The organism is Nonomuraea sp. NPDC050404 (genome assembly GCF_040655495.1).
Classification (GTDB): domain Bacteria; phylum Actinomycetota; class Actinomycetes; order Streptosporangiales; family Streptosporangiaceae; genus Nonomuraea.
The window spans coordinates 1-21529 of sequence record NZ_JBFAKB010000045.1 but is presented as its reverse complement, the minus strand read 5'-3'; the positions used below and the strand labels follow the sequence as shown (position 1 = coordinate 21529).

Sequence of the window (21529 nt, the reverse complement as noted above, 5' to 3'; positions counted from 1 at the left end):
CCCGAGGTCAAGCGGCGATCGCGGTTTCCGGTGACATGCAGGCGTTCCTGGAGTGTCTTCAGTATGCGTTGGCGGCTCATGTGTCCCCCACTTTTGATCCACACGAATTAGTGTAAGGCACGAACAGTTTCAGGGGACCATCCCACACCCCCGCATAAGGCGCCGGTGGACCTGCCGGCCGGTATCACGCCGGCCGTGGCGAGTTCAGCGGCAGCACGGCAGCCGGTCCCGAGCGGGACCATCCGCACGTTTCAGTGTTCGGTGCCTCGCTCGCCGATCAGGGTCTCGATGCCGTCCAAGATCCGGTTCAGCCCGAATTCGACGTCGCCCTGGGGAAGGTCGTCCTCGATGTAGGCCATGTTCGTCATCAGCGCGGCCGTTCTCGGATAGCCGCGGTCGCCCAACAAGGGCAGCAAGAACTCGAGCGCCGCCGACGTCGCCTTCGCCCGGCCGGACTGGTTCAGGCTGTGCGCCAGGTTCGCCACGCTACGGGCATAGCCGTCGAGCAGCAGGGCGCAGCCGAGTGTGTCCTGCTCGCCCAGCCCCGCGTCAGCCATGCCCTCCAGGAAACATTCCAGCCATCCCACCAGGTGGGGGGTCACGGGAGCCGTGTGGACGGGCACGTCCAGGACCCATGGGTGGGCCAGCGCGCGAGCGATCATGGCGCGGGTCCACTCGGTTGCCGCGTCGCGCCAGTTTCCTGCCTGCCGCACGGATTCGGGAGGCGGCCCCCAACCGGCGTCGGCCAGCAGTACGACCAACTCCTCCTTGGAGCGGATGTAGCGGTAGAGGGCGTTGCCGGTGACGCCCAGCCGCTCGGCGATCTTGGGCATCGAAAGCCCGGCGAAGCCCTCCGCGTCCGCGACCTCGACGGCGGCCTCAACGATCCGTTCGACGCTGAAGGCCGGCTTGGGTCCGCGCCGTCCCGCCGACGGCATGACGCCCCACGCCAGCGCGATGCCGGGCGGCAGGCCCGTGTGCCTCTTGTCGTCCACCACCAACGATTATTCCACGACAAGAAAACTGTTCGTGCCTTACACTGATCTGTACTACCAACTTCTGGGAGATGGCGAGTGAGCGAGATCGACAGCGCGGAGACACCACTGTGGCGCCTGCTCAGACCCGGACAGATACCTGTGTCGGCGGCGGAGCGGCAGGCGGCGGCCGACCGGATCGACCGGGCGGCGGCCGGCGGATCGCTCTCCGCCGAGCAGGCGGCCGTGCGGCACGCACAGTTGTCCGCCGCCAGGACGCGGCGCGATGTGGCGGTGGCTCTGAGCGGGCTGCCCGGCGCGGACCCGGCGGTCCTGCCGCGCCTGCTGAGCCTCGTCACGCTGGTGTGGCTTGGGCTGGTCCTCATTCAGCTCGCCGTCTGGTTGATGATCTGTTTCGTCGGCGGGGAGTTCGTCGACGCGTGGTGGTTGTGGAGCGTGATCGTCGGCGGTGCGGTGGTGGGCGTACTGTGGCTTGGCACCGAAGCGCAGTACCGCGACCTGTTGTCGAAAGACCGTCGATGACGGCCGGCCCCGCGCTCCCTGCGCCCACCGTATGAACGCGCCCTGTGTGCGGACGGTCGCCGGCAATGGACCCTGAGGGCGCCTGGCGCAGGTCGGAGAGCGCGATTCGCGCTAGGCGCGCCGACCGGCCCCCGGATGCTCGGCGATGGTGGCGCGGAGCGCGGTGCGGTCGATCTTCCCGTTACGAGTGACCGGCAGCGATCCGCAGCGGACGAAACGGGCGGGAACCATGTAGGCCGGCAGCCTCTGCCGGGCGAACGACCGCAGTCCGCGTTGGTCGAAGGTGCCTGACGGCACGACGAAGGCGACCAACCGGGGATCGGCGCGGTCATCGCGCAGCAAGGCCACCGCGATCTGGAGGACGGACGGGTGGGCGCCGAGCACGCTCTCCACCTCGCCCGGTTCGACGCGGTGGCCCCGCAGCTTGACCTGGTCGTCGGTGCGTCCGCGGAAGTCGAGCAGGCCATCGGGCGTCCAGGAGGCCAGATCCCCTGTGCGGTAGAGCCGCCGACCGGGTTCAGGGTCGAAGGGATCGGGTATGAAACGCTCCGCGGTCAGGGCGGGACGACGCCAGTATCCGCGCGACACGCCTGCTCCACCGATGTGGAGCTCGCCGACGGAGCCGGGTGGGACGGGTGTTCCGTCAGGGCTGAGCACATATGCGGTGGCCCCCTGCACCGGTGTGCCGATCGGTACCCGTGAGCCGAGGTCGTCGTCCCTGGCGACGATGTGGCAGCTGCTGAACGTCGTGCACTCGGTCGGGCCGTACCCGTTCACGATCCGGCAGCCTGGAGCCGCCGCGCGCAACGCGGCCACGTGCGGCACGGACAGCGCCTCGCCTCCGGCGAGAACCGCGCGCAGGCCGTGGAAGGCGGTGAGGTCCTCGTCGATCTGCCGATGGAACAGCGCGGCGGTCAGCCACAGGATCGTGGCACCGGACGTGCCGACCGCGTCGGTCAGCTCGTGCGAGGCGAGCATGCCCGGCGGGGCGATCGCCAACCGCGCGCCGTTCAGCAGTGCCCCCCAGATTTCGAAGGTGGACGCGTCGAAGGGGGCCGGCGCCAGGTGCAGGACGACGTCCGCAGGGGTGATGGCCAGGAAATTGGGCTCGGTGACGAGGTTGGTGATGTTGCGATGCTCGACCATCACGGCCTTGGGTGTGCCGGTCGAGCCTGAGGTGTACATCAGGTAGGCGAGGTCGTTCGTGGCGACGGGCACGCTAGCTCCGATGCCGTCCCCGGTGCCCTCCAGGCCGACGACCTTGACCGGTTGCGCCCGCAGAAGGAGTGTGCCCGCCGCGTCGGCGAGCGCGACGGCGATGCCGGCGTCCTCGATGGTCCGGCCGAGCCTGACCGCTGGTTCGGCGAGGTCGATGGGCACGTAAGCCGCGCCTGCCTTGAGCACGCCCAGCAGGGCCGCCACCAACACCGGGGAGCGGGGGGCCACCACGGCGACCCGGTCACCCGGGCGCACCCCTGCGGCGATGAGCCGGCCGGCGAGCCCGCTCGCCCAGGCATTCAGCCGGGCGTAGCTGATCTCTCCTTCTGCGGCGGAGATGGCGATCGCCTGCGGGCTCGACCGGGCCCGCAGCTCAAAGAGCTCGTGGACGCCTGCGGGCCGGGTCACGTCATGGACACCAGGACGCGGCGCTCGCCGGTGAACGCCTCGCGGCCGTGCATGACCAGCTCGTTGTCGACGATCATCACGTCGCCCGCCGCCCATGGCACGCTCAGAGTGTTCCTGCGCACCGCGTCGCGCACCTCGTGCAGGTCCGCGGCATCGATCGGGGTGCCGTCGCCGAAGGTCACCGAGTGCGGCAGCTCCGCTTCGGTCTCGACCAGGGTGAGCAGCGCCTCGGCCTCCTCCGCCGGCAGGCCCGAGGGGTGCCACTGCTCGGCCTGGTTGAACCAGATGAGCTCGCCGGTGACCGAGCGCCGCAGCACCGCCGGCCTGAGCTGGGCGGTACGCAGACCGCCGTCATCCGTCCAGGCGAACTCGGTCTCCGTGTCGCGCAGAAAGGTTTCCACGGCGGCCGCGTCGGACGTCTGGTACGTGTCCTGCCAGGACTTCCCGAAACCGTAACCGCCGTGCAGCTGCTGACGGTACACCACGCCGTGACGTTCGAACCGGTCCCTCGTGTCCTCCGCCAGGTCGGCGAGCACGGCCCTGCCGTCGCAGACCGGGGTGGCCCCTCCGGTCCTGGCCGGCACCAGGCAGCAGAAGAACAGCCTGGCGGGCCAGTGGTGCGCGTAGGACAGCTCGTTGTGCGGCGAGATCGGGTATTCGGCTGGATATTCCGTCGAGGTGAACACTCCTGTCGTCACCTTCCGCCGCGGGGTGTTGCCGCCCCGGTAGCTGGTCATCGGGCTGCCGAAGGTGCTCACCAGGCTGTGGAACTCCTCGGGCGTACGCAGTCCCAGGCCGCGTAGCAGGACGGCGCCGTCCCTGGTGAGAGCGTCGTCGACATCCTCACCAGGGACGTCCGTCCCCGCCAGGGTCAGGACGGTCATCGTCGTCCCGCCCGAGGTGATCTTGTCAGTGGGCATGGTCGCCTCCTGATAGGGCGCTCAAGGGCCGCTCGGGATGGTCGGCCATGTGAGACAGCAGCGTGACGTAACGGGTGGCGAGCCTCCGGGCCGTGCCCGCGTCGTACAGCTGGGTCCGGTACACCAGCGTCCCGCGCAGCGGGCCGCCGTCGTCGGTCAGGTCGACGAAGACGTCGCATTTGGCGCCGCCGTTGTCGACCTCGATCCACTGCACTTCCAGGCCGGACAGCCGCGGCCGCAGACCGGGCTCGTTGTGCATGGTGAGCATCACCTGGCACAGGGGCCGGTAGGCGGGATCCCGCAGCGGAGCGAGCGCCCGGACGATCGAGTCGAAGGTGGCCGTGGAGTGATCGAGCGCGGCCAGCGTGGCGTGCTGGACACGGCGTGACAGCTCGCGGGCGGACGGGTCGTCCGAGCTGTCGGTACGGATGGCCATCGTGTTGATGAAGCAGCCGACCACGCGCTCGGCCTCCCATTCCGAACGCCCTGCCGTCGATGTGGCGACCACCACGTCGCGCTCGCCCGAGAGCGAGGCCAGCAACGCGGTCAGCGCCGCCATGCAGACGGCGTACGGCGTCACCCCCGTGACCGCGGCCATGCGGCGGACGCGGTCGCTCAGCCCGGCTCCGATCTCCAAGGGGACCAAGCCGCCCGCGTCCGACAACGTCGCCGGGCGCGGCGCGGGCGAGGGAAAGGTGGTCCGGGAGGGTGCGCCCCGCAGCCGGTCCGCCCACCAGGCGACGTCGGCGGGATCCTCCGGCACGCGGGCCACATCGCTGTATTGAACCGCCGCCGGCGGCGCCTTCCCCGTCCCGCGGTGGAAGGCGTACAGCGCGTCGAGGTCGTCCAGCAAAATGGATCGGGACCAGCCGTCCGCGGCGATGTGGTGCACCACGATCGACAGGACGTGATGGTCTGTGCTGATCCTGCACAGCGTGGCGCGAACGGGAAGCTCCGCCGCCAGGTCGAACGGCCGGCGGGCCTGGGTGCGCAACCAGCCGGCCAGCCGGTCTGCCGGCACGCGTACCTGGCCGACGGCGAATCTGTCGGCGGACTCGATCCGCGGCCGCGGCTGTCCGTCCTGCTCACCATAGGTGGTGCGGAGGATCTGGTGGCGGGTCACCAATTCCCGAAGCGCGCGCCGCAGCGCACGCGGATCGACCAAGCCTCGCAACCGCAGAGTCAGCGGGATCGTGTAGGGAGAGTGCCCGTCGGAGAACTTCTCGGCGAACCATTGCAGCCGCTGCGTCGGCGACATGGTTGGCGACATGCCCGGCCGCTCGGCGTGCCCGGCTGACGCTGGAAGCGCCGGGTTCGCCGCGGGCACGGCCGCCGTACGGGCGCCCGCGGCTATGCGGGCGGCCAGCCCGGCCGGCGTGCCCGCGGCGAACACGGCGCTGACCGGCAGATCAACGCCGAACAAGCGCCGGACTCTGGCCGTCAGCCGGGCCGCCGCCACCGAGTGGCCTCCGAGAGCGACGAAGTCGTCGGTCGGCTCGACCTGTGGCACCGCGAGAAGTTCCGCCCAGATCGGCAGGAGCCGTTCGAGCTCGGCGTCCGCCGTCACCGTGCCACCTCCGGAACACCGCCCAGCCGGACGAGCGGAGAACAGAACTGGAACACCAGCGGCACGAGAACCCCGACGGCGCAGATAAGGATGGCCGTCCGCAACCCGAGGGGCTCGGCCGCGAAACCGGCGGCCAGCGCGCCCAGAGGCGCGATGCCCAGCCCGAACGCGCGGAACGTCGCGGCGACCCGGCCCTGCAGGTGGTCGGGGGTGACCGCCTGCCGCACGGTCATGGTCACCATGCCGCCCAGCGGCATGCCGACGCCGAACATGAGCTGCGCGCCGGCCAGTGCGGCAACAGCCGACCAGGTCGAGCCGCCCGCCAGCGGAATGAGCAAGTAGGAGACGTTGCCGAAAACACCGGCGATGATCAGCATCCGGCCCAGCCCCATCCGCTCGACCATCCGGGGCGCGAGCGCGGAGCCGATGATCGCGGCCGGCCCGCCGCAGGTGAGGATGATCGCGACCAGGCTCGCGTGAAGGTGCAGTTCCTGGAGCGCGAACGGGTAGTACAGCGCCTGGATGCCGGTCACGAAGAACATGTAGAACGACGTCGCGAGGAGAGTCGGACGCAGCAGGGGCTGCGACCAGACGAAGCGCACGCCCTCCCTGATCGACAGGAGCACTTTCTGCGGCTCGGCAGCAGCCGACGGCGTGGGTTCGGGCCGCCGGATCAGCAGGCACGCGAACGCCGACGCCAGGAACGTCACCGCGTCCACCACGATCGCCCCGGCCGCGGAGAACCAGCTCAGCAGCAGCGCCGCCAGCCCGCGGCCGGCCACTTCCGCCGTCGATATCGACAACTGCGTCTTACTGTTGGCCTCGGGCAGTTGCTCGCGTCTGACCAGCGACGGCAGATACGCGTGGTCGGCGACGTCGAAGACCACCTGCAGCACACCCATGATCACCACGACGGCGCAGAGCCAGGCGAGGGTGAGCTGGTCGGTGAAGTAGAGCACCGGAACGGTGATCAGCAACAGGCCCTGGCCGAGGTCCGTCCCGATGAGCAGCGGTCTGCGGCGCACCCTGTCGGCCCACACGCCGACGAACAGGATGAAGACGAAGGGCAGCTTCTGCAACGCCGACAGCACGCCCATCTGCGCGGGCGAGACGTGCAGCAATGTCACCGCCACGATCGGCAGCGCGACGGCGGTGACCTGCGAGCCGACCAGCGACAGGCTCTGGCCGATCCACAACTTCATGAAGTCCGCGTCACGCCACAGGCTGGACGTCCTGTCAGTGGCCTGCGTTGACACGGTCGAGCACCTCCCGAAACACCGCGGCGGTCCCTGGGACGTGCGGTTCCTCCGCGGTGCTGCTCCTGCTCCCGGGGATGGGGACCAGTTCCAGCTTGCCGGTGACGACGTCGTCCCATCCGTGGGCGTGCTCGGGCCCGAATTCTGGGTCGCCGACCGGTTTGAGCAGCACGACATCGCCGTCGTAGGGCGCGTGCACGTTCCCGAGCAGCGCGCCGACGTTCGCCCGGTACACCCGCAGCATGCGTTCCGCCTGCGCCAGGTCCGTGACCGCCGGGTCGAGCGCGCCCGCCCGGCCGGCGCCTTCGACGATCGCCGCGAGCCGTTCGCGAGGAGAGAGCCGGGCCAGGCGTTCGGCATCGACGTCATAGTCCCCGCCCGCCAGCGCGCTGGTCATGAGGGCGACGTCGTCGCCGAGACCGGGGTCGACCGCGTCGGTCGCCTGCGACCAGAACACCGCCACCAGCGGAACCTCGCCTCCTTGCGCGCGGAGTCTGCGGGCCACCTCGATCGCGATGTTGCCGCCGACGCAGAAGCCGGCCAGGATGACGGGCCCGCCCGGCCGGATGTCCCGCACCCGCCGCGCGTAGTCCTCGGTCATCGCCTCCAGGCTGACGTGCGGGGTTCTGCCGTCGCCGAATCCCCGGGCGGGTATTCCGTACGCCGGCTGGTCCGAGCCCAGGAGCATGGCGAGCTTGCGGTAGCGGAAAACCTGGCCGCCGAGGGCGTGCACGAAGAAGATCGGCGCCCGCGCGCCGGAGGCCCGTAAGGCGACGACGCGATCCGCGGGCGCGAGCTGGTCGGGCGATCTCAGCAGCGTGGCGAGCTCTTCGATGGTGGGGTGGGACATGAGCGTTTCCACCGGTACGTGATGGCCGAACTCCTTACGGATCCGGGTGACGAGCCGCAGTGCCCGCAGTGAGTGGCCGCCCAGCGCGAAGAAGTCGTCGCGCATGCTGACCGCACGAACGTCGAGGATCTCTTCCCAGAGCGCCTCCAGCCTGGATTCGACCAGGTCGCGGGGCGGTGCGAACGCGCGGGGAGCGGCGGCGGGTCCGGGCAGGGCCGCTCGGTCGAGCTTGCCGTTGGGCAGCACGGGGATGTCGTCGACCAGCTCGAATCTACTCGGCACCAGCGCGGCCGGCAGCCGGTGGGCGCAGAAGGCGCGCAGATCCCCCTCCGCGCCCTCTCGCGGGCCGGACCACACTACGAAGGCGGTGAGCAGGCGCTGGTGCGGTTCCGCTCCCGACAGAACGACGACGGCCTGCATGACCGCAGGATGTTCTGCCAGGCGTACCTCGATCTCGCCGAGTTCCACGCGCACGCCGCGGATCTTCACCTGGTTGTCCCGGCGGCCGGCGAATTCGAGCTGTCCGCCGGGCAGCCAGCGGGCGCGGTCGCCGGTGCGGTAGAGCCGCCCGCCTGCCGTACCGGAAATGTGGTCCGGCACGAAGCGTTCGGCCGTGAGCCCGGCGCGACCGAGATAGCCCCGGGCGATCTGGTCCCCGCCGACGAGAACCTCTCCTGCGGTGCCGATGGGGACCGGCTCGCCGCCGTCGTCGAGCACGTGCAGGACGACCCCAGGGCCGGGGCGTCCGATCGGCACCACCGCGCCGGGGTCGCCCCACTCCGTCGGCCACTGCGTCGCCGCGATGCCGAGTTCGGTGGGGCCGTAGATGTTGTGCAGGATCGCGCTCGACTGGGCGGCGAATGACTCCACCACCGCTCTGGGCAGCGTCTCGCCACCGGAGACGACCAGGCGCAACCGGTCGCAGCGGCCGAAGGCTCCTTCCTGGGCGAGCAGCGTGATCAGGCTCGGCACCAGGTATGTCGCCGTGACGCCGTACCGGTTGACCACCGCGGTGAAGGCGTCGCCGTCGACCACCGCCTCGGTCGGCACGATCACCACGGCCGCTCCCACCGCATAAGCCATCACCAGTTCAATGAAGGTGCCGTCAACGCTGAGCGGGGCACGCTGCGCAACCCGGTCGCGGGCGGTGAGCCCAATGTGCTTGGCATGCCAGGAGCAGAACTGCGTCGTGGCCCGGTGCGTGAGCATGACCCCTTTGGGCCGGCCCGTCGATCCGGAGGTGAACAGCACGGCGGCCAGGCTGTCCGGATGCGCGGCGCGGGCGGCCGCGAACGCGCCGGCCGGGGCCTGTCCGACCGGCCCGACGGTCACGGCCCGCCCTTCGAGACCAGTGCCCTTCCTGGTGATCACTACCTGCGCGCCGGAGTCGTCGATCAGTTCCTGGAGCCGTCCGACGGGGTGGTCCAGGTCGAGCGGCAGGACGGCGCCGCCCGCCTGCATGACGGCAAGGATCGCGACCACGGCGTCGGCCGAACGAGGCAGGCCTACCGCGACCACCGACTCCTGGCGCACCCCGGCCTGGGTCAGCCTGCCGGCCAGCGACGTGACCCGGCTCCACAACTCGCCGAAGCTCAGCACGCCTGTCTCGTCCACCACGGCGTCGGCGTCGGGCGTCGTGGACGCCCAGCCGGCCACCATGGCGTGCAACGTCTGCGGCGGGGCGGCCGGACCCGCCCGGCCGCCCCAGGCGGCCATCCGGTCGGCGTCTCCGCGCAGGAGCGGACGGGCCGGTCGCGGGTCACGGCCGGGGTCCGCGCTCAGCTCCGCCAGGGCGGCCAGGTAGTACCCGCCGATGGCGGCGATCTGCTCCGGCGGGAAGAGGGTGCGGTGGTAGGACAGCGTCAGGCCCGCCTCGTCCACGGAACGGGCGAAGACGGCGGTGAAGGGTATGTCGGTCGTCTCCACGTGGTCCTGGCGCAGCACCCGGACAGGTCCGCGGGCAGGCAGCCGTTCGTAGACGTGGAAGTCGTGGAAGTCGAAGGCGGTCTCGAACAGCGGCGAGCGACCTGCCAGGCGCTGGATCTCGAACAGCGGGTAACGGCGGTGCGGCATCAGCCGCACCAGCGCCTCGTCCACGGCACCCACCAGGTCGCTCCACCTACGCCGATCGGTGCGGACTCGCACGGGCACAGTGTTGAGGAAGAGCCCGGCTATCTCGGCGCCGCTCTCGATCTCGGGCCGGCCGTGCATGACGACGCCGGTCATCACCTCGGCTTCGCCGGTGAGCAGGGCGAGCACGCGCAGATGGGCGCTCAGCAGCAGCGTGCGCAGCGGTACGCGCAACCGGTCGGCGGTCGCGGTGAGCCCGTCGAACAGTGGCCGCTCGAACTCGATCACGTGCCGGTCGCTGACCACGTCGGCACTGGTCGGATGGCCGGGCAGTACGGGCAGCCGGGTGGACGGGGCGCCGGCGACAACCCGGCGCCAGTGCTCGGCATTGTCCGGCGAGCTGACGGCCTGTCGTTCGGCGGCGACGAAGTCGCGGAAGGTGCCGGGAAGCGGTTCGGCCGGCGTCTCGGTGCCCTCCAGCCGCGCGGCGTACCTTCGCAGCAGCTCCGTGATGAGGCCGGCCACGCTCCACCCGTCCAATATGGTGTGGTGGAAACTGAGCGACAGGGCGAAGGCGCTGCCGGGCAGCAGGTGGACGGCAGCTCGCAGCAGCGGCGCGACGGCCAGGTCGTAGGAGCGGAACTGCTCGGCCGCCCGCCAGCCCGCCAGCCGGTCCTGGGCGTCGCGGGCCGCTCTCCAGTCGAGCAGTTCGAAGGGGACTGTGGCGTCGGTGTGGACCAGCTGCATGGGCTCGGAGAAGTCCGTCAGGTTGATGGAGGTCCGCAGGACGGGGTGCCGCGCCACCAGATCGCCCAGGCTCGCGCGGAGCGCCGCGGCGTCGAAGCGGCCCTCCAGCGTCACGGTCACCACGTCGTGGAACACCGCGTTACGGGCCCGTTGTTCGCCGTGGTAGAGCATCCCGGACTGCAGGGCGGCGAGAGGATAGGCGTCCTCGATTCCCGGCTTCACTGATCTTCTCCGTTCTGGCCGGCGATGCGGGCCGCATCGGCCGGGCTGAGCAGGCCGAACGCGCCGGCCGGCGGGCTGGGATGATCGTGCGGCGCCGTGGTCGGGCGCCGGGACAGTTCCCGGGACAACTGCCGGGGCGTGCGGTGACGGAACAGGTCGGCGAGGGTGACCTCCAGTCCCGCCCTCCGTAGCCTGGAGATGACTTTCAGGCTGCGGATGGAATCCCCGCCGACGGTGAAGAAGTCGTCGTCCGGGCCGACCTCGGCCAGCCCGAGCGCCGCACGCCAGATCTCGGCGATGAGCTGTTCCGTGCCGTCGGCGGGGCGCTCGCCGGGTACGGCCGGGGGTTGCGCCACGAAGTGCGGCAGCGCGGCGCGGTCCAGTTTGCCGTTGCTCGTGACCGGCAACCGGTCGAGCCGCCGATAGTGAGCCGGGATCATGTGCGCGGGCAGGCGGTCACGTAACCGCGCGGCCCAGTCCACGGTGGCGGCTGTGACCAGGTACGCGATGAGGCGGTCGCCCTGGGCGAGGACGGCGGCGGCGCGTACCTCCGGCTGCTCGGCCAGTGCCGCCTCGACCTCGCCGAGCTCGATGCGGAAGCCGTGGATCTTCACCTGGTGATCGAGGCGGCCCAGGAAATCGATCGCGCCCGAGGAGCGCCGCCGGGCCAGGTCGCCCGTCCGGTAGAGGCGCGATCCCGGCGGGCCGTACGGGTCGGGCACGAAACGCTCGGCGGTCAGTCCCGGCCGGCCGACGTAGCCGCGCGCGAGCTGGAGCCCGGCGATGCACAGCTCACCCGGGACGCCGAGCGGGACCCGCCCAGCGGCGGAGTCCAGGATCTCGATCCGCGTGCCGGGAACGGGCTCGCCGATGGGAACCGCCGTGTGCGGGCTCAGCCCGCGCAGAGGCTGCCAGGTCACGTCCACGGCGGCTTCCGTGGGACCGTACAGGTTGTGCAACTCGACGTGCGGCAGGGCGTCCAGGCACCGTGCGGCCAGGTCGGCCGAGAGCGCCTCGCCCGAGGCGAACACCCTGCGCAGGTCGCCCAGCCGGTCGCCCACGTGCGGTTCCTCGCAGAACGCCGCCAGCATGGAAGGGACGAAGTGCACGGTGGTGACGCGTGCGCGGGCCATGAGATCGACGAGGTATCCACTGTCGCGATGGCCCTCCGGAGCTGCCAGGACGAGGGCCGCCCCTGCGGTGAAAGGCCAGAACAACTCCCAGACCGAGACGTCGAATGAGGCCGGTGTCTTCTGCAGGACTCGGTCGGCGGGGCCGAGCGGGAAGAACCTCTGCATCCAGTCGAGCCGGTTGGCGATCGCCTGGTGTGAGACGCCGACTCCCTTCGGTACGCCCGTGGAGCCGGAGGTGTAGATCACATAGGCCAGCGCGTCCGGCGGCGGGTCCGCCCGTACGTGGTCCCGCTCGGGCACCTCTGCGGGCTCTTGATCGGGCTCTTCATCGGGCCGCAGAACGCGCACCGCTGTGCCGTCGAACACCGCGACGTGCTCCGCGAGCGTCACCACGGCCACCACCCGGGCGTCGGAGGCCATGAACGACAACCGCCGCGCGGGATAGTGCGGTTCCAGTGGCAGGAACGCTCCTCCCGCCGCGTGCACCGCGTGCAGGGCCACGACGAGGTCCAGACCGCGTGGAAGGCAGACGCCGACCACTGTGTCGGTGCCGACGCCGGCCATCCTCAGCCGTCCGGCGAGCCGCTCGACGCGGTCGGCCAGCTCGCCGTAGGTCAGCCAGGCGCCCTCGAAGCAGACAGCCGGACGTCCCGGATGTGCACGTACGGCGTCCTGGAACCGGTGTGGCAGGCTGCGGTAGGGTGCCCGCTCGTCCGTACGGTCCCAGGCGGACAGCAGCGCCTGCTCCTCCAGGGTCAGCAGCGGCAGCTCGGACACCGGCCGGCCGGGTTCGGCGACCGCATGGGTGAGCAGGTGCCGATAGTGCCCCACGAGCCGGCTCATCCGGCCGCTGTCGAAGAGGTCGGCCGCATGGTCCAGATCGCAGCGCAGCCTGCCGCCGACCTCGGTCATCTGCAGGTTCAGGTCGAACTTGGCCGTCTGGGGAGCCATGTCCAGGGGCACCAGCCGCAGGCCGCCCGCGGCGTCCAGCGCCGGCGGCGTGTTCTGCAGCACCATCATGACCTGGAACAAGGGGTTGTGCGCCAGATCACGCGACTCGGCCAGCTGGTCGACGAGCCGCTCGAAGGGAAAGTCCCGGTGCTCGAAACCTGCGAAGGCCCGCTCGGTCGTGCGCCGTACCAGGGTGGCGAAACTCGGATCACCGGACAGGTCGCCGCGCATCACCAGCGTGTTGAGGAACAGGCCGACCACGCCGTCGAAGTCCGCGCCGGGACGGATGGAGATCGGGGTGCCCACCGGGACGTCCTGGCTGCCGGTGTAGCGCGACAGCAGAGCCTGCCAGCCGGCGAGCAGCACGGTGAAAAGCGTGCCGCGCAACGATCCTGCCAGGTCGCGCAGTGCGCCTGTCAGGTCCTCATCCAGCCAGAACGTCACCCGCGCGGCGGGGAAGCCGAGCCGGGAGGCTCTGGACCGATCCGTGGGCAGTTCCAGCGACTGGGGCATACCGTCCAAGGCGCGGCGCCAGTAGTCGAGATGGGCGTCGTCGTCGTGGCCGGAGCGCTGGAGGAAGTCGGCGTAGGTGGCGGGCAGCGGGTCCCACGTGACGACGCGGCCCGCAACCGCCTCACCATAGGCACGCAGCAGGTCCGACACGACGAGTGCGAGAGACCAGCCGTCCAGGGCGATGTGGTGCGCGGAGATGATCAGACGGTGCTCTTCGGCTGACATCCGCAGAAGGCGGAGCCGGATCAGCGGGCCACGTGCGAGGTCGAAACGGTGCTGGGCCTCCTGCCGCGTGACGCGCTGGGTGGCCGCGTGCCACTCCTCGGAGGCCATGCCTGACAGATCCTCCACCACCAGGGGAAGATCCTCCACGAACGGCCTGACGTACTGGCGCGGCTCTCCGTCGGTTTCCCTGAAGGCGGTGCGCAACATGGGATGCCGCTCCACGACGGCGCTGAAGGCGGCATGGAGTGCCGCCGTGTCGAGGTCCCCGTCGACTCGCCAGCCGGCGACGATCGTATAGGCGGGGAACTCGGGGCCAAGCCGGTCGAGGAACCACATACGCCGCTGCCCAGGCGAGAGCGGGGCACTCTCGTGCTCGTCGTTGCCACGGGCGACGGTCGTCAGCGCCGCCTGCCGGGCGCGGACCTTTCGCTCCAGTTCGGCCCGCTGCCGCGGGTCGAGGGCTGAGAGCCTGTCGAGCGCGTCACTCATGCGATCGCCCCTCCATCGCCGCGTCCAGCAGGTCGGCGCCCTCATCCAGTCCGTCGAGCTGGGCCGCGAGCACGGCCAGTGCCAGGCTTTCGACGGTCGGGTGGTCGAAACACCAGCGCAGCGGGATGGATACGCCGTAGGCCTGACCGATCCAGCCGACCACCCTCGTGGCCAGCAGCGAATGTCCTCCGACGTCGAAAAACCTGTCCGCGATGCCGATGTCGTCGTTGCCGATCAGGTCGGACCAGAGCATGCACAGCTCTCGCTCCAGGTCGGTGCGCGGCGCGACATACTGCTCGACGGGCTCGCCGCCTGCCTCGGGCAGGGCCTGCGGGCCGGTCCTCTCTGGCAGGAAACGTGCGATCGGCACATCCGGGTCGGCCAGAACGGCGGTGAACACCTCCTCGAACCTCGCGGCGATCGGGGCGATGCCTTCGGCGGTGAACAGATCCGTCCTGAACTCCAGCTCCCCGGCCAGCCCGTCGTCGACGACCTCGAATAGAGCGACCAGCTCGGCCTTGGCCGTACCTGTGTCGATCGGTTCGGCCTGGAAGGTGACCTCGTCGAGCACGACCGTCGGCCGCTGCTCTTCCGCGACCATCATCATGACGTTGACCAGCGGTGTGTCGCCCAGCCTGCGCCTGGGCCTGATCTCCTCGACCAACGCCTCGAACGGCAGGTCGCGATGAGCGACAGCGTCGAGGGTGGCGATGCGGATGCCTCCCAGCAAGGCGCGGAAGGACAGGTCCCGGTCAACGTCCGTACGCAGGACCAGGGTGTTGCCGAAGAAGCCCACCGTGTTCTCCAGTTCGGGACGCGGGCGGAAGGCCACAGGGATGCCGACGGCGACGTCCTGTTGATCGGTACGCTCGGCGAGGACCAATTGGAACCCGGCAAGAAGGATCATGAACAGGGTCGCGTTCTCCGCTGTCGCGAACGCGCGCAACCGGCCGGTCAGCTCCTCGGACAGGTGGAACCGGATCCGGCTCCCCGCCGGGCTGACCTCGGACGGCCGGCGCAGATCGGTACGCAGGTCCACCCTCGGGGGCATGCCGGCCAGCCGTTCGCGCCAGAAGTCGAGCTGGCGGGCATAGGCACCGCGCGCCAGCAGGTCCCGCTGCCAGACGGCGAAGTCGGCGTACTGCACCTGCGGATCCTTCAGCGCCGGGCCGCGGCCGTCGCGCAGGGCGGGGTAGAGCAGGCCGAGCTCACGGTGCAGGATGCGCATCGACGGGCCTTCGGTCGCGACGTGATGCATGGTGAGCAGCAGCAGGTGCTCATCGCCGGACAGCCGGGCGATCAGGACCCGGATGGGGATCTCGGCCTTCAGGTCGAAGGGACGTTCGGTGTGCGTGGCGATCAGGCGGCGCAACTCGTCCTTGCACCGGGCCTCGGGCTCCCCCGACAGGTCGACGAACGCGAAAGGGATCCGTGGCTCGGGCTCGATGTGCTGGAGCAGGCCGTGGGCGCTGGGCACGAGCCTGGTCCGCAACACCTCGTGGCGGCGGACCAGCTCGGTGACGCAGGCGCGCAACACCTCCAGGTCCACCTCGCCCATGACGCGGACACCGAGGTTGGTGTTGTACAGCGGGCTGTCCGGGTCGAGCTGGTTCAGGAACCACAGCCGTTGTTGCCCGTGCGAGGCAGGCAGCTGCGCGGTACGCGGCACCTTGACGACCTCGGGAAGCCGGCTGTCACCACGGACGCGGGCCGCCTCGACCGACCTGGCGAGGGCGGCCACCGTGGGGGCCTCGAAGACCGCGCGTACCGGAATCTCGGCGTGGAAGGCCGCGCGCAGCCGGGACAGCAGCTTGGCCACCAGCAGAGAGTGCCCGCCGAGGGCGAAGAAGCTCGCCTGCCGGTCCGCGACCCGCAGTCCGAGCAGTTCGCCGAACACCTCGGCGATCGTCTGCTCGACGTCCCCGAGCGGCGCCTGCTCCTGGCCGGAGGAGTCCCAGACGGGCGGGGGCAGACGTTCCCTGTCGACCTTCCCGTGCCGGTTGAGCGGTAATGCCTTGAGCACGACGAGCGCGGCAGGCACCAGGGGGGCGGGAAGAGCGGCTTCGGCGTGCCGCAGGACCTGCCGGGTGTCGAGCTCGGCCCCGTGCCGGGCGGTGAGATAGCCGACGAGCCGCGCCTCGCCGCTCGCGTCCGTGTCCGCCGTCACGAAGGAGCCGGCGACCCCGGGATGGCCGGCGAGCACGTGAGCCACTTCGCCGGGCTCCACCCGGAAGCCACGGATCTTCACCTGGTCGTCGAGACGGCCGAGGAACTCGAACGTCCCGTCGGCGCGGTGCCGCACCCGGTCTCCCGTCCGGTACATCCGGCGGCCGGGCGTGAGCGCCGTGGGATCGGGGACGAACGAGGCCGCGGTGAGTCCCGGGCGATTCAGATAGCCCCGGCCCACGGTGGGACCTCCGACGCATAACTCGCCGGGCTCTCCTTGGGGCACCGGATTCAGCAGGTCGTCAAGGACGTGCAGCGTCGCATGAGCCATCGGCGGTCCCAGCGGGGTGCTTCCGTCGCCGGCCGGGTGATGGCGCCCGGCGCCGTCCAGAGCGCAGACGCCGACCGTCGTCTCGGTCGGCCCGTAGTGGTTGACAATCCGGCATCCGGGCCGCGTGGCACGCAGCCCGGAGAACCACTCCCAGCGCGACGGCTCGCCGCCCAGCAGCAGCGCCTTGCGCGGCATGAGATCGTACGCCGCGACATTCGCGCTCTGAAGCGCGGCCAGGTGCGACGGTGTGATCTTCAGAAAGTCGGCGCGGGTGTCGCGAAGGTGCCCGGCCACCCACCCCGCGTCGATGGCGAGGTCCGGCGGGGCCACCCACAGCGTCCCACCTGCGGCCAGCGCCGGATACGACATCGTCAGGCTCGAGTCGAAAGTGACCGGCTGAAGCATGGAGAAGACGTCACCGGGCCGAGGCTTCAGCAGCCCCAGAATCTGATCGACGTAGGCGGCCAGGTTGGCGCGGGTGATGCCGACTCCCTTGGGACGGCCGCCCGATCCGGACGTGTATCGCACATAGGCAAGCGCATCCGGAGGTACGGGCTCCGCGTCGGCGAGCAGGACGTGCTCCAGCGCCTCGGAGAGCCGTACCACGGGCAGTCCCTGCCAGGCTTGCCTGACCTCGTCGGCGAGCACCAGGGCGGCGCCGGCGTCCACGACCGGCATCCTGAGCCTGCTTTCGGGATCTCGCGGGTCGAGCGGCAGGTAGGCGGCGCCGGCTCGATCGACACCCAACATGGCGACGATCAGATCGACGGTCGGCTCGAATGCCAGGGCGACCAGGGTGTCGGGGCCGGCCCCCGCTTCGTGCCGCAGATATCCGGCGAGCCTGGCGGTCCGCAGTTCGAGCTCGGCGTAGGTGAGCCGGCCCCCAGCGGCGTCGGCGACGGCCAGATCACCGGGCCGGGCATGGGCGTGCACGGCGATGAGTTCAACCGTGGAACGCGCTGTCACAGCTGGTCCATCACGCGGCGAAGGCTGGCGGGCCGCATGTCCGTCCAGGTGTGCTCGATATGCGCCAGGCACTCGTCTTTCGATCCGGAAAGACCTCCGTCCCGCCAGCCGGGAGGAAGGGTTCTGGCGCTGGGCCAGATCGAGTACTGCTCTTCGTCGTTGACGACTACCAGCCAATTATCGGACAAGAATGCCATCTCCTACTCTTCGTGCGGCCGACGTGACGAGGGGAAGGGGAACGCCTCTCCCCCGCTACCCCGGCTATGTCGCTAACCCCTGCGCCACGACTGGCTGGCGACGCCGTTCGCGCATCTGTAAAGACCGACGGAGCTGCCGTTCCTGGCGTTCTTCGGCCACGGCACGTCGAGACACAGGTTGTAGGCGCGATTGCGCAGCTTGTAGAAACCCGCGCCGCCGCGGGTGTCCCACTTCTGATGCGCGCCACCGTTGCAGTCGTAGAGCCGGACCGCGTAACCCCACGTGACCGTGGAAACGGGCCAGGCCTCCAGGCACTTCGCCGGGCCGGCCGGACGACCGGGAGTTCGCACCTCGGTGTTGGCCTCACCCCAGTGGGCCCACCATTGTTGCTGGGGTTGCCTGTTACAGTCCCATACCTGAACTCGGGCGAAGTTGTAGTGCCACTTGTTGCGATCCGCGTCCAGGCAGTCGGGACTATCGGCCATGTTCTCGAGAGTGACGCCCTGCCAGGCGGCGCTCGTCGTGGCGGCGGCAGCGGACGAGCCGGCGGCGATGCCGCACACGGCCAGCCCCGATCCGAGCAGCATGCGCAGAAGACGGCTGTACTTCGGCCTCACAATATTCCTCTGGTCGATCGTTGATTTCCTCGCCGGGCAAACGCCGGCGTTTCCGTGAGACGACCTGCTTGTCGTCATCGGTGGGCGGTATCTGCCCCTGTGCCCCGTGGGCGGTAGCCTCTCAGCCCACCTCCGTCGTCCACCCGTCGTCCTGCTGTCGGGGCCTGCAGGTGCCCGGCGACGTCTCGGTCATCGGCCGCGACGGCTCCTTCCGCATCGGCTCCACCAATCCCCCGCGACTTCGAAGCCTGCCCACCCGCTCCGCGGCCGTGATCCACATCGCCATGATCGACCTCATGGCCCGCCGCCTCACCGGCGGGAACACCCCCACCTGGCGCGGCACCTGAACCCGGCACCCGACAGGACTAAACGCCCACTTGCAGGAATGCGATACCTGACCGTCACCGCCGGGCTATGGCCGCGTGTCGGTCGCGAGCGCCTGGAGCGGGAGAGGTACGAAGTGATCTCTGACGTCGTGAGCGCGGTCGAGGGGACGACTGCCGTCCACGAAGCTTGTGGGGGTGGTTCCAGTGAACTCGCGGAAATCACGGGCAAGATGGGCTTGATCGGCATAGCCGCACTCGGCCGCGATCTGCTGCCACGCGGGTGGCGCGGAGCGATCCAGGCAGGCCAGGAGCCGGTTGAAGCGCACCAGCCGGGCGGCGGTCTTGGGCGGCAAGCCGACTTGTTGTCTGAACTTGGCGATCAGATGCTTGTGACTCCAGCCGACGTCCGCCGCGATGGTCCTTATAGCGGCGGTGCCTCTGCTGGCCAGCAGCTGTTTCCAGGCGAACGCCACTTCCACGGCCGGCCGCGGCCCGTCCTGCGCTCGCCGCAGCAGATAATGGTCGACGAGCTGAAAGCGGCGGTCCCACGAGGGCGCTGCGCGCACCTGCTCCAGCAGCCGGTCGCTGTCACTGCCGAGCAGTTCGCTCAGGTCCGCCAGGCGCGCGCTCACCTCGCTCGTGGGCACGCCCAGGATGGTGTACGCGCCCAGCGGTGCCAGCCGCACCTCCAGGTAGGACGGTGCGCAGGTTCCCTCGATGGTCACGAATCGGTCATGGCCCCCGTTGACAAACGCGGGAGGACGTTGGGGTGAGTCACAGATCTTGAGGATCAGCGAGACGGACGCTGTGGCCGGGCGCACCATGTGATCGCGCCGCGCGCTACCGGCCTCGTAGCCGGAGTACGAGCGGGCGAGGAGTGGGCGCAGCCCGGGATGCGGCGCGCCGACAATATGAGGGTTTCGCGCCTGCTCGAAACCCGCAGCAATATGCGCAGACATTGCTCTTCTACGAAGAATAAGAATTGTGCACGGATTAGCTACTTTTGTAGTCGACGATCCGGGCGGACCGCCCCCTCGGCGGTGTTCACGCTGCCCGCTGTCACGTCCTGCCCGGTCCTGGACGCTTCGCCGGATGGCCGGCGAATAGGTCAATGAGTCCATGCCGACGGCGTGTCTCATTGTGGCGATCGGCGCCGTCTTCCTGCTGTCGCATGAACGTCACCAAAACGGAGGGCCCCTTCGCGGACGCGCCGGCCGCGACTGCCGGCGACATCACCCCGGACAAGTCGTGGCAGGTGCCTGACGTCGCTACAGCAAAAATGCAGCACGACTCCAGAGCACGCTGCCACGCTGCCACAACACAAGCAGGCATGCTCCTCGTTGAGGTGTGGTGATATGCAATCTGATTTCTCTTTCGGCGACAGCGGAACGCCGATGCGGCGTTCGACCTTCGTCAAAGGTATGGCGGCCGCCGTGCTCGGTAGTGGCTGGCTACTCGGCGGGCCGGCGTCTCCGTCCCGAGCGGCGGTGTCGTCGGGTGGGCTCAGCGTGACCAAGGTCGCCGATCTGACCGGTCCGGGGCTGACCGACCGGTACCGAATGCAGGCTACCGACCTCGGTGTTCCCGCGCGTACGCCGGACGGGCGGATGCTGTTCGTGTTCGGCGACACCTTCGAACAGGCCAAGGTCGGCGGCGGCTGGTGGCGCTCGCCGGTGGCGCTCTACTCTGCCACCACCGACCTCAACGGCGGGGTGCGGTGGTCGGGCGCAGTCGGAGGCGCCGCCGCGCAGCAGTTGTGGCCCTACGAGCACAACAACCCGGTCTTCTCCACCGTGCTGCCCTCCGACGTGATCACCATCGGCGGCACCATGTACCTGCACGCCATGGTGAACCAGGGCCTGCACAACGTGGTGTGGAGCGAGATCTGGCGGTCGAACGACTCCGGGGCGACGTGGGTGAACACCGGGGCCAGGTTCGAGCGCGGCTTCGGCAAAGGGCTGTTTCAGCTGCTCAGCTGGGCCCTCGACCCGGACGGCTACGTCTACGTCTATTCCACTTCTTTCACGCGAACGAACCCGATCGTGTTGCACCGCGTACGCAAGGAGCGCATCACGGAACCGGCGGCCTACGAGCCGTGGGGTTACGACGGCACCACGTGGAGATGGGGGCTGGGCCCCGATCCGATCCTCAACGGCGCCTTCGGTGAGCTCTGTCTGCGTCCCATCGATGGAAAATGGATCCTGACCTGGTTCAACGCCGGCGACTACCGCATTGACGGCATCATCATGGACCATCCCACATCCAACCTGCACACCGCCCTGCGCCGGACGCTCCTATGGGGCGGCCAATGGGGTTCCGAGGACGACGCCCATGTCGCGCAGCTCTACGGCGGCTACATCATCCCCGGATCCACCCTGAACGACCTGCATCTCGCTGTGAGCCAGTGGAACACCTCGACCGGCTGGCCCTACCGGGTCATGCAGCACCGCATCAGAGGGTTCGGCGCTCCGTCCGGGGACAAAGTGGTGGTCGTGCCGGGCGCCGACGGGAGGTTGGAGGCGTTCGCAGGCGCGGCCGACGGCGTCTGGCACACCTACCAGACCGCCGTGAATGGCGGCTGGGCGCCATGGGAGTTCTGGGGCGGCCCGAAGAGAGCGAACCTCGCCGTAGTTCCGGCCTCGGACGGCCGGCTTGAGGTGTTCGCACTGAACACGGAGGCGTTCTGGCACCGGGTGCAGAAGGATCCCGCCGGATCCTGGCATGTGTGGGACGGCAACTTCGGGGGCGGCGGATACGGCCTGGCCGTCGGCACCAACCAAGACGGCCGCCTCGAAGTCTTCGCCTCCAACCCCACCGGAATACACCACCGCCACAACAC

Annotated in this window: 13 protein-coding genes and 1 pseudogene; 3 read left to right on the top strand and 11 right to left on the bottom strand. The window is 69.8% G+C overall.

Features of this window, described 5'->3' with window-relative positions; all coding sequences use genetic code 11:
• Positions 1 to 251 precede the first annotated feature (251 nt).
• Positions 252 to 995 (bottom strand): TetR/AcrR family transcriptional regulator, encoded by a 744-nt coding sequence (locus AB0I81_RS59515; RefSeq protein ID WP_360678466.1) that lies wholly within the window; start codon positions 993 to 995, stop codon positions 252 to 254.
• A gap of 78 nt (positions 996 to 1073) precedes the next feature.
• On the opposite strand from AB0I81_RS59515, the gene AB0I81_RS59510 reads away from it, so the two are divergent.
• Positions 1074 to 1517: a DUF1707 domain-containing protein gene (locus AB0I81_RS59510; RefSeq protein WP_360678464.1), complete on the top strand. Its 444-nt coding sequence runs from the start codon at positions 1074 to 1076 to the stop codon at positions 1515 to 1517.
• A 111-nt stretch (positions 1518 to 1628) separates the two neighbouring features.
• Here AB0I81_RS59510 and AB0I81_RS59505 read toward each other — a convergent pair whose 3' ends face one another.
• The 9 genes from AB0I81_RS59505 to AB0I81_RS59465 all read right to left on the bottom strand — a co-directional run bounded on the left by AB0I81_RS59505 (position 1629) and on the right by AB0I81_RS59465 (position 18334).
• Positions 1629 to 3143, bottom strand: a complete 1515-nt coding sequence (locus AB0I81_RS59505) for an amino acid adenylation domain-containing protein (RefSeq protein ID WP_360678462.1) — start codon at positions 3141 to 3143, stop codon at positions 1629 to 1631.
• Positions 3140 to 4063 carry a TauD/TfdA family dioxygenase gene (locus tag AB0I81_RS59500; protein ID WP_360678460.1) on the bottom strand — a complete coding sequence of 308 codons (924 nt, stop codon included), beginning with the start codon at positions 4061 to 4063 and terminating at the stop codon, positions 3140 to 3142. Before AB0I81_RS59500 ends, AB0I81_RS59505 begins: the two co-directional genes overlap by 4 nt.
• Complete coding sequence (locus AB0I81_RS59495) at positions 4053 to 5630, bottom strand: condensation domain-containing protein (protein ID WP_360678458.1); 1578 nt, start codon at positions 5628 to 5630, stop codon at positions 4053 to 4055. The genes AB0I81_RS59500 and AB0I81_RS59495 overlap by 11 nt, the downstream gene beginning before the upstream one ends.
• The gene (locus AB0I81_RS59490) at positions 5627 to 6886 is read right to left on the bottom strand and encodes an MFS transporter (protein WP_360678456.1); all 1260 of its coding nucleotides are present in this window, start codon (positions 6884 to 6886) and stop codon (positions 5627 to 5629) included. Before AB0I81_RS59490 ends, AB0I81_RS59495 begins: the two co-directional genes overlap by 4 nt.
• On the bottom strand, positions 6867 to 10775 hold the full coding sequence (locus AB0I81_RS59485; protein ID WP_360678454.1) for an amino acid adenylation domain-containing protein: 3909 nt from the start codon (positions 10773 to 10775) through the stop codon (positions 6867 to 6869). Before AB0I81_RS59485 ends, AB0I81_RS59490 begins: the two co-directional genes overlap by 20 nt.
• Positions 10772 to 14086 (bottom strand): amino acid adenylation domain-containing protein, encoded by a 3315-nt coding sequence (locus AB0I81_RS59480; RefSeq protein ID WP_360678452.1) that lies wholly within the window; start codon positions 14084 to 14086, stop codon positions 10772 to 10774. Before AB0I81_RS59480 ends, AB0I81_RS59485 begins: the two co-directional genes overlap by 4 nt.
• Positions 14079 to 17549, bottom strand: coding sequence for an amino acid adenylation domain-containing protein (locus tag AB0I81_RS59475; protein WP_360678450.1), 3471 nt, complete (start codon positions 17547 to 17549; stop codon positions 14079 to 14081). Before AB0I81_RS59475 ends, AB0I81_RS59480 begins: the two co-directional genes overlap by 8 nt.
• Complete coding sequence (locus tag AB0I81_RS59470) at positions 17546 to 17746, bottom strand: MbtH family NRPS accessory protein (RefSeq protein ID WP_360678448.1); 201 nt, start codon at positions 17744 to 17746, stop codon at positions 17546 to 17548. Before AB0I81_RS59470 ends, AB0I81_RS59475 begins: the two co-directional genes overlap by 4 nt.
• Positions 17747 to 17818: 72 nt before the next feature.
• Positions 17819 to 18334, bottom strand: a complete 516-nt coding sequence (locus AB0I81_RS59465) for a ricin-type beta-trefoil lectin domain protein (RefSeq protein WP_360678446.1) — start codon at positions 18332 to 18334, stop codon at positions 17819 to 17821.
• A 275-nt stretch (positions 18335 to 18609) separates the two neighbouring features.
• Between AB0I81_RS59465 and AB0I81_RS59460 the strand changes: the two are divergent.
• Positions 18610 to 18711: pseudogene (locus tag AB0I81_RS59460) on the top strand (IS5/IS1182 family transposase); the annotation flags it as partial.
• Positions 18712 to 18776: 65 nt separating this feature from the next.
• Here the strand turns inward: AB0I81_RS59460 and AB0I81_RS59455 are convergent.
• Entirely contained in the window at positions 18777 to 19649 is an 873-nt protein-coding gene (locus AB0I81_RS59455) for a helix-turn-helix domain-containing protein (protein WP_360678444.1), read from the bottom strand.
• Positions 19650 to 20084: 435 nt separating this feature from the next.
• Here AB0I81_RS59455 and AB0I81_RS59450 point away from each other — a divergent pair.
• Positions 20085 to 21529: DUF4185 domain-containing protein (locus AB0I81_RS59450; protein WP_360678442.1), on the top strand; the 1445-nt coding region annotated here is incomplete at its 3' end.

What these genes read in the sequence shown, in the direction of transcription:
- AB0I81_RS59500 (WP_360678460.1), bottom strand. Translation starts at nt 4,063, where the DNA reads ATGCCCACTGACAAGATCACCTCGGGCGGGACGACGATGACCGTCCTG.
- AB0I81_RS59480 (WP_360678452.1), bottom strand. Translation starts at nt 14,086, where the DNA reads ATGAGTGACGCGCTCGACAGGCTCTCAGCCCTCGACCCGCGGCAGCGG.
- AB0I81_RS59470 (WP_360678448.1), bottom strand. Translation starts at nt 17,746, where the DNA reads ATGGCATTCTTGTCCGATAATTGGCTGGTAGTCGTCAACGACGAAGAG.
- AB0I81_RS59465 (WP_360678446.1), bottom strand. Translation starts at nt 18,334, where the DNA reads ATGCTGCTCGGATCGGGGCTGGCCGTGTGCGGCATCGCCGCCGGCTCG.
- AB0I81_RS59455 (WP_360678444.1), bottom strand. Translation starts at nt 19,649, where the DNA reads ATGTCTGCGCATATTGCTGCGGGTTTCGAGCAGGCGCGAAACCCTCAT.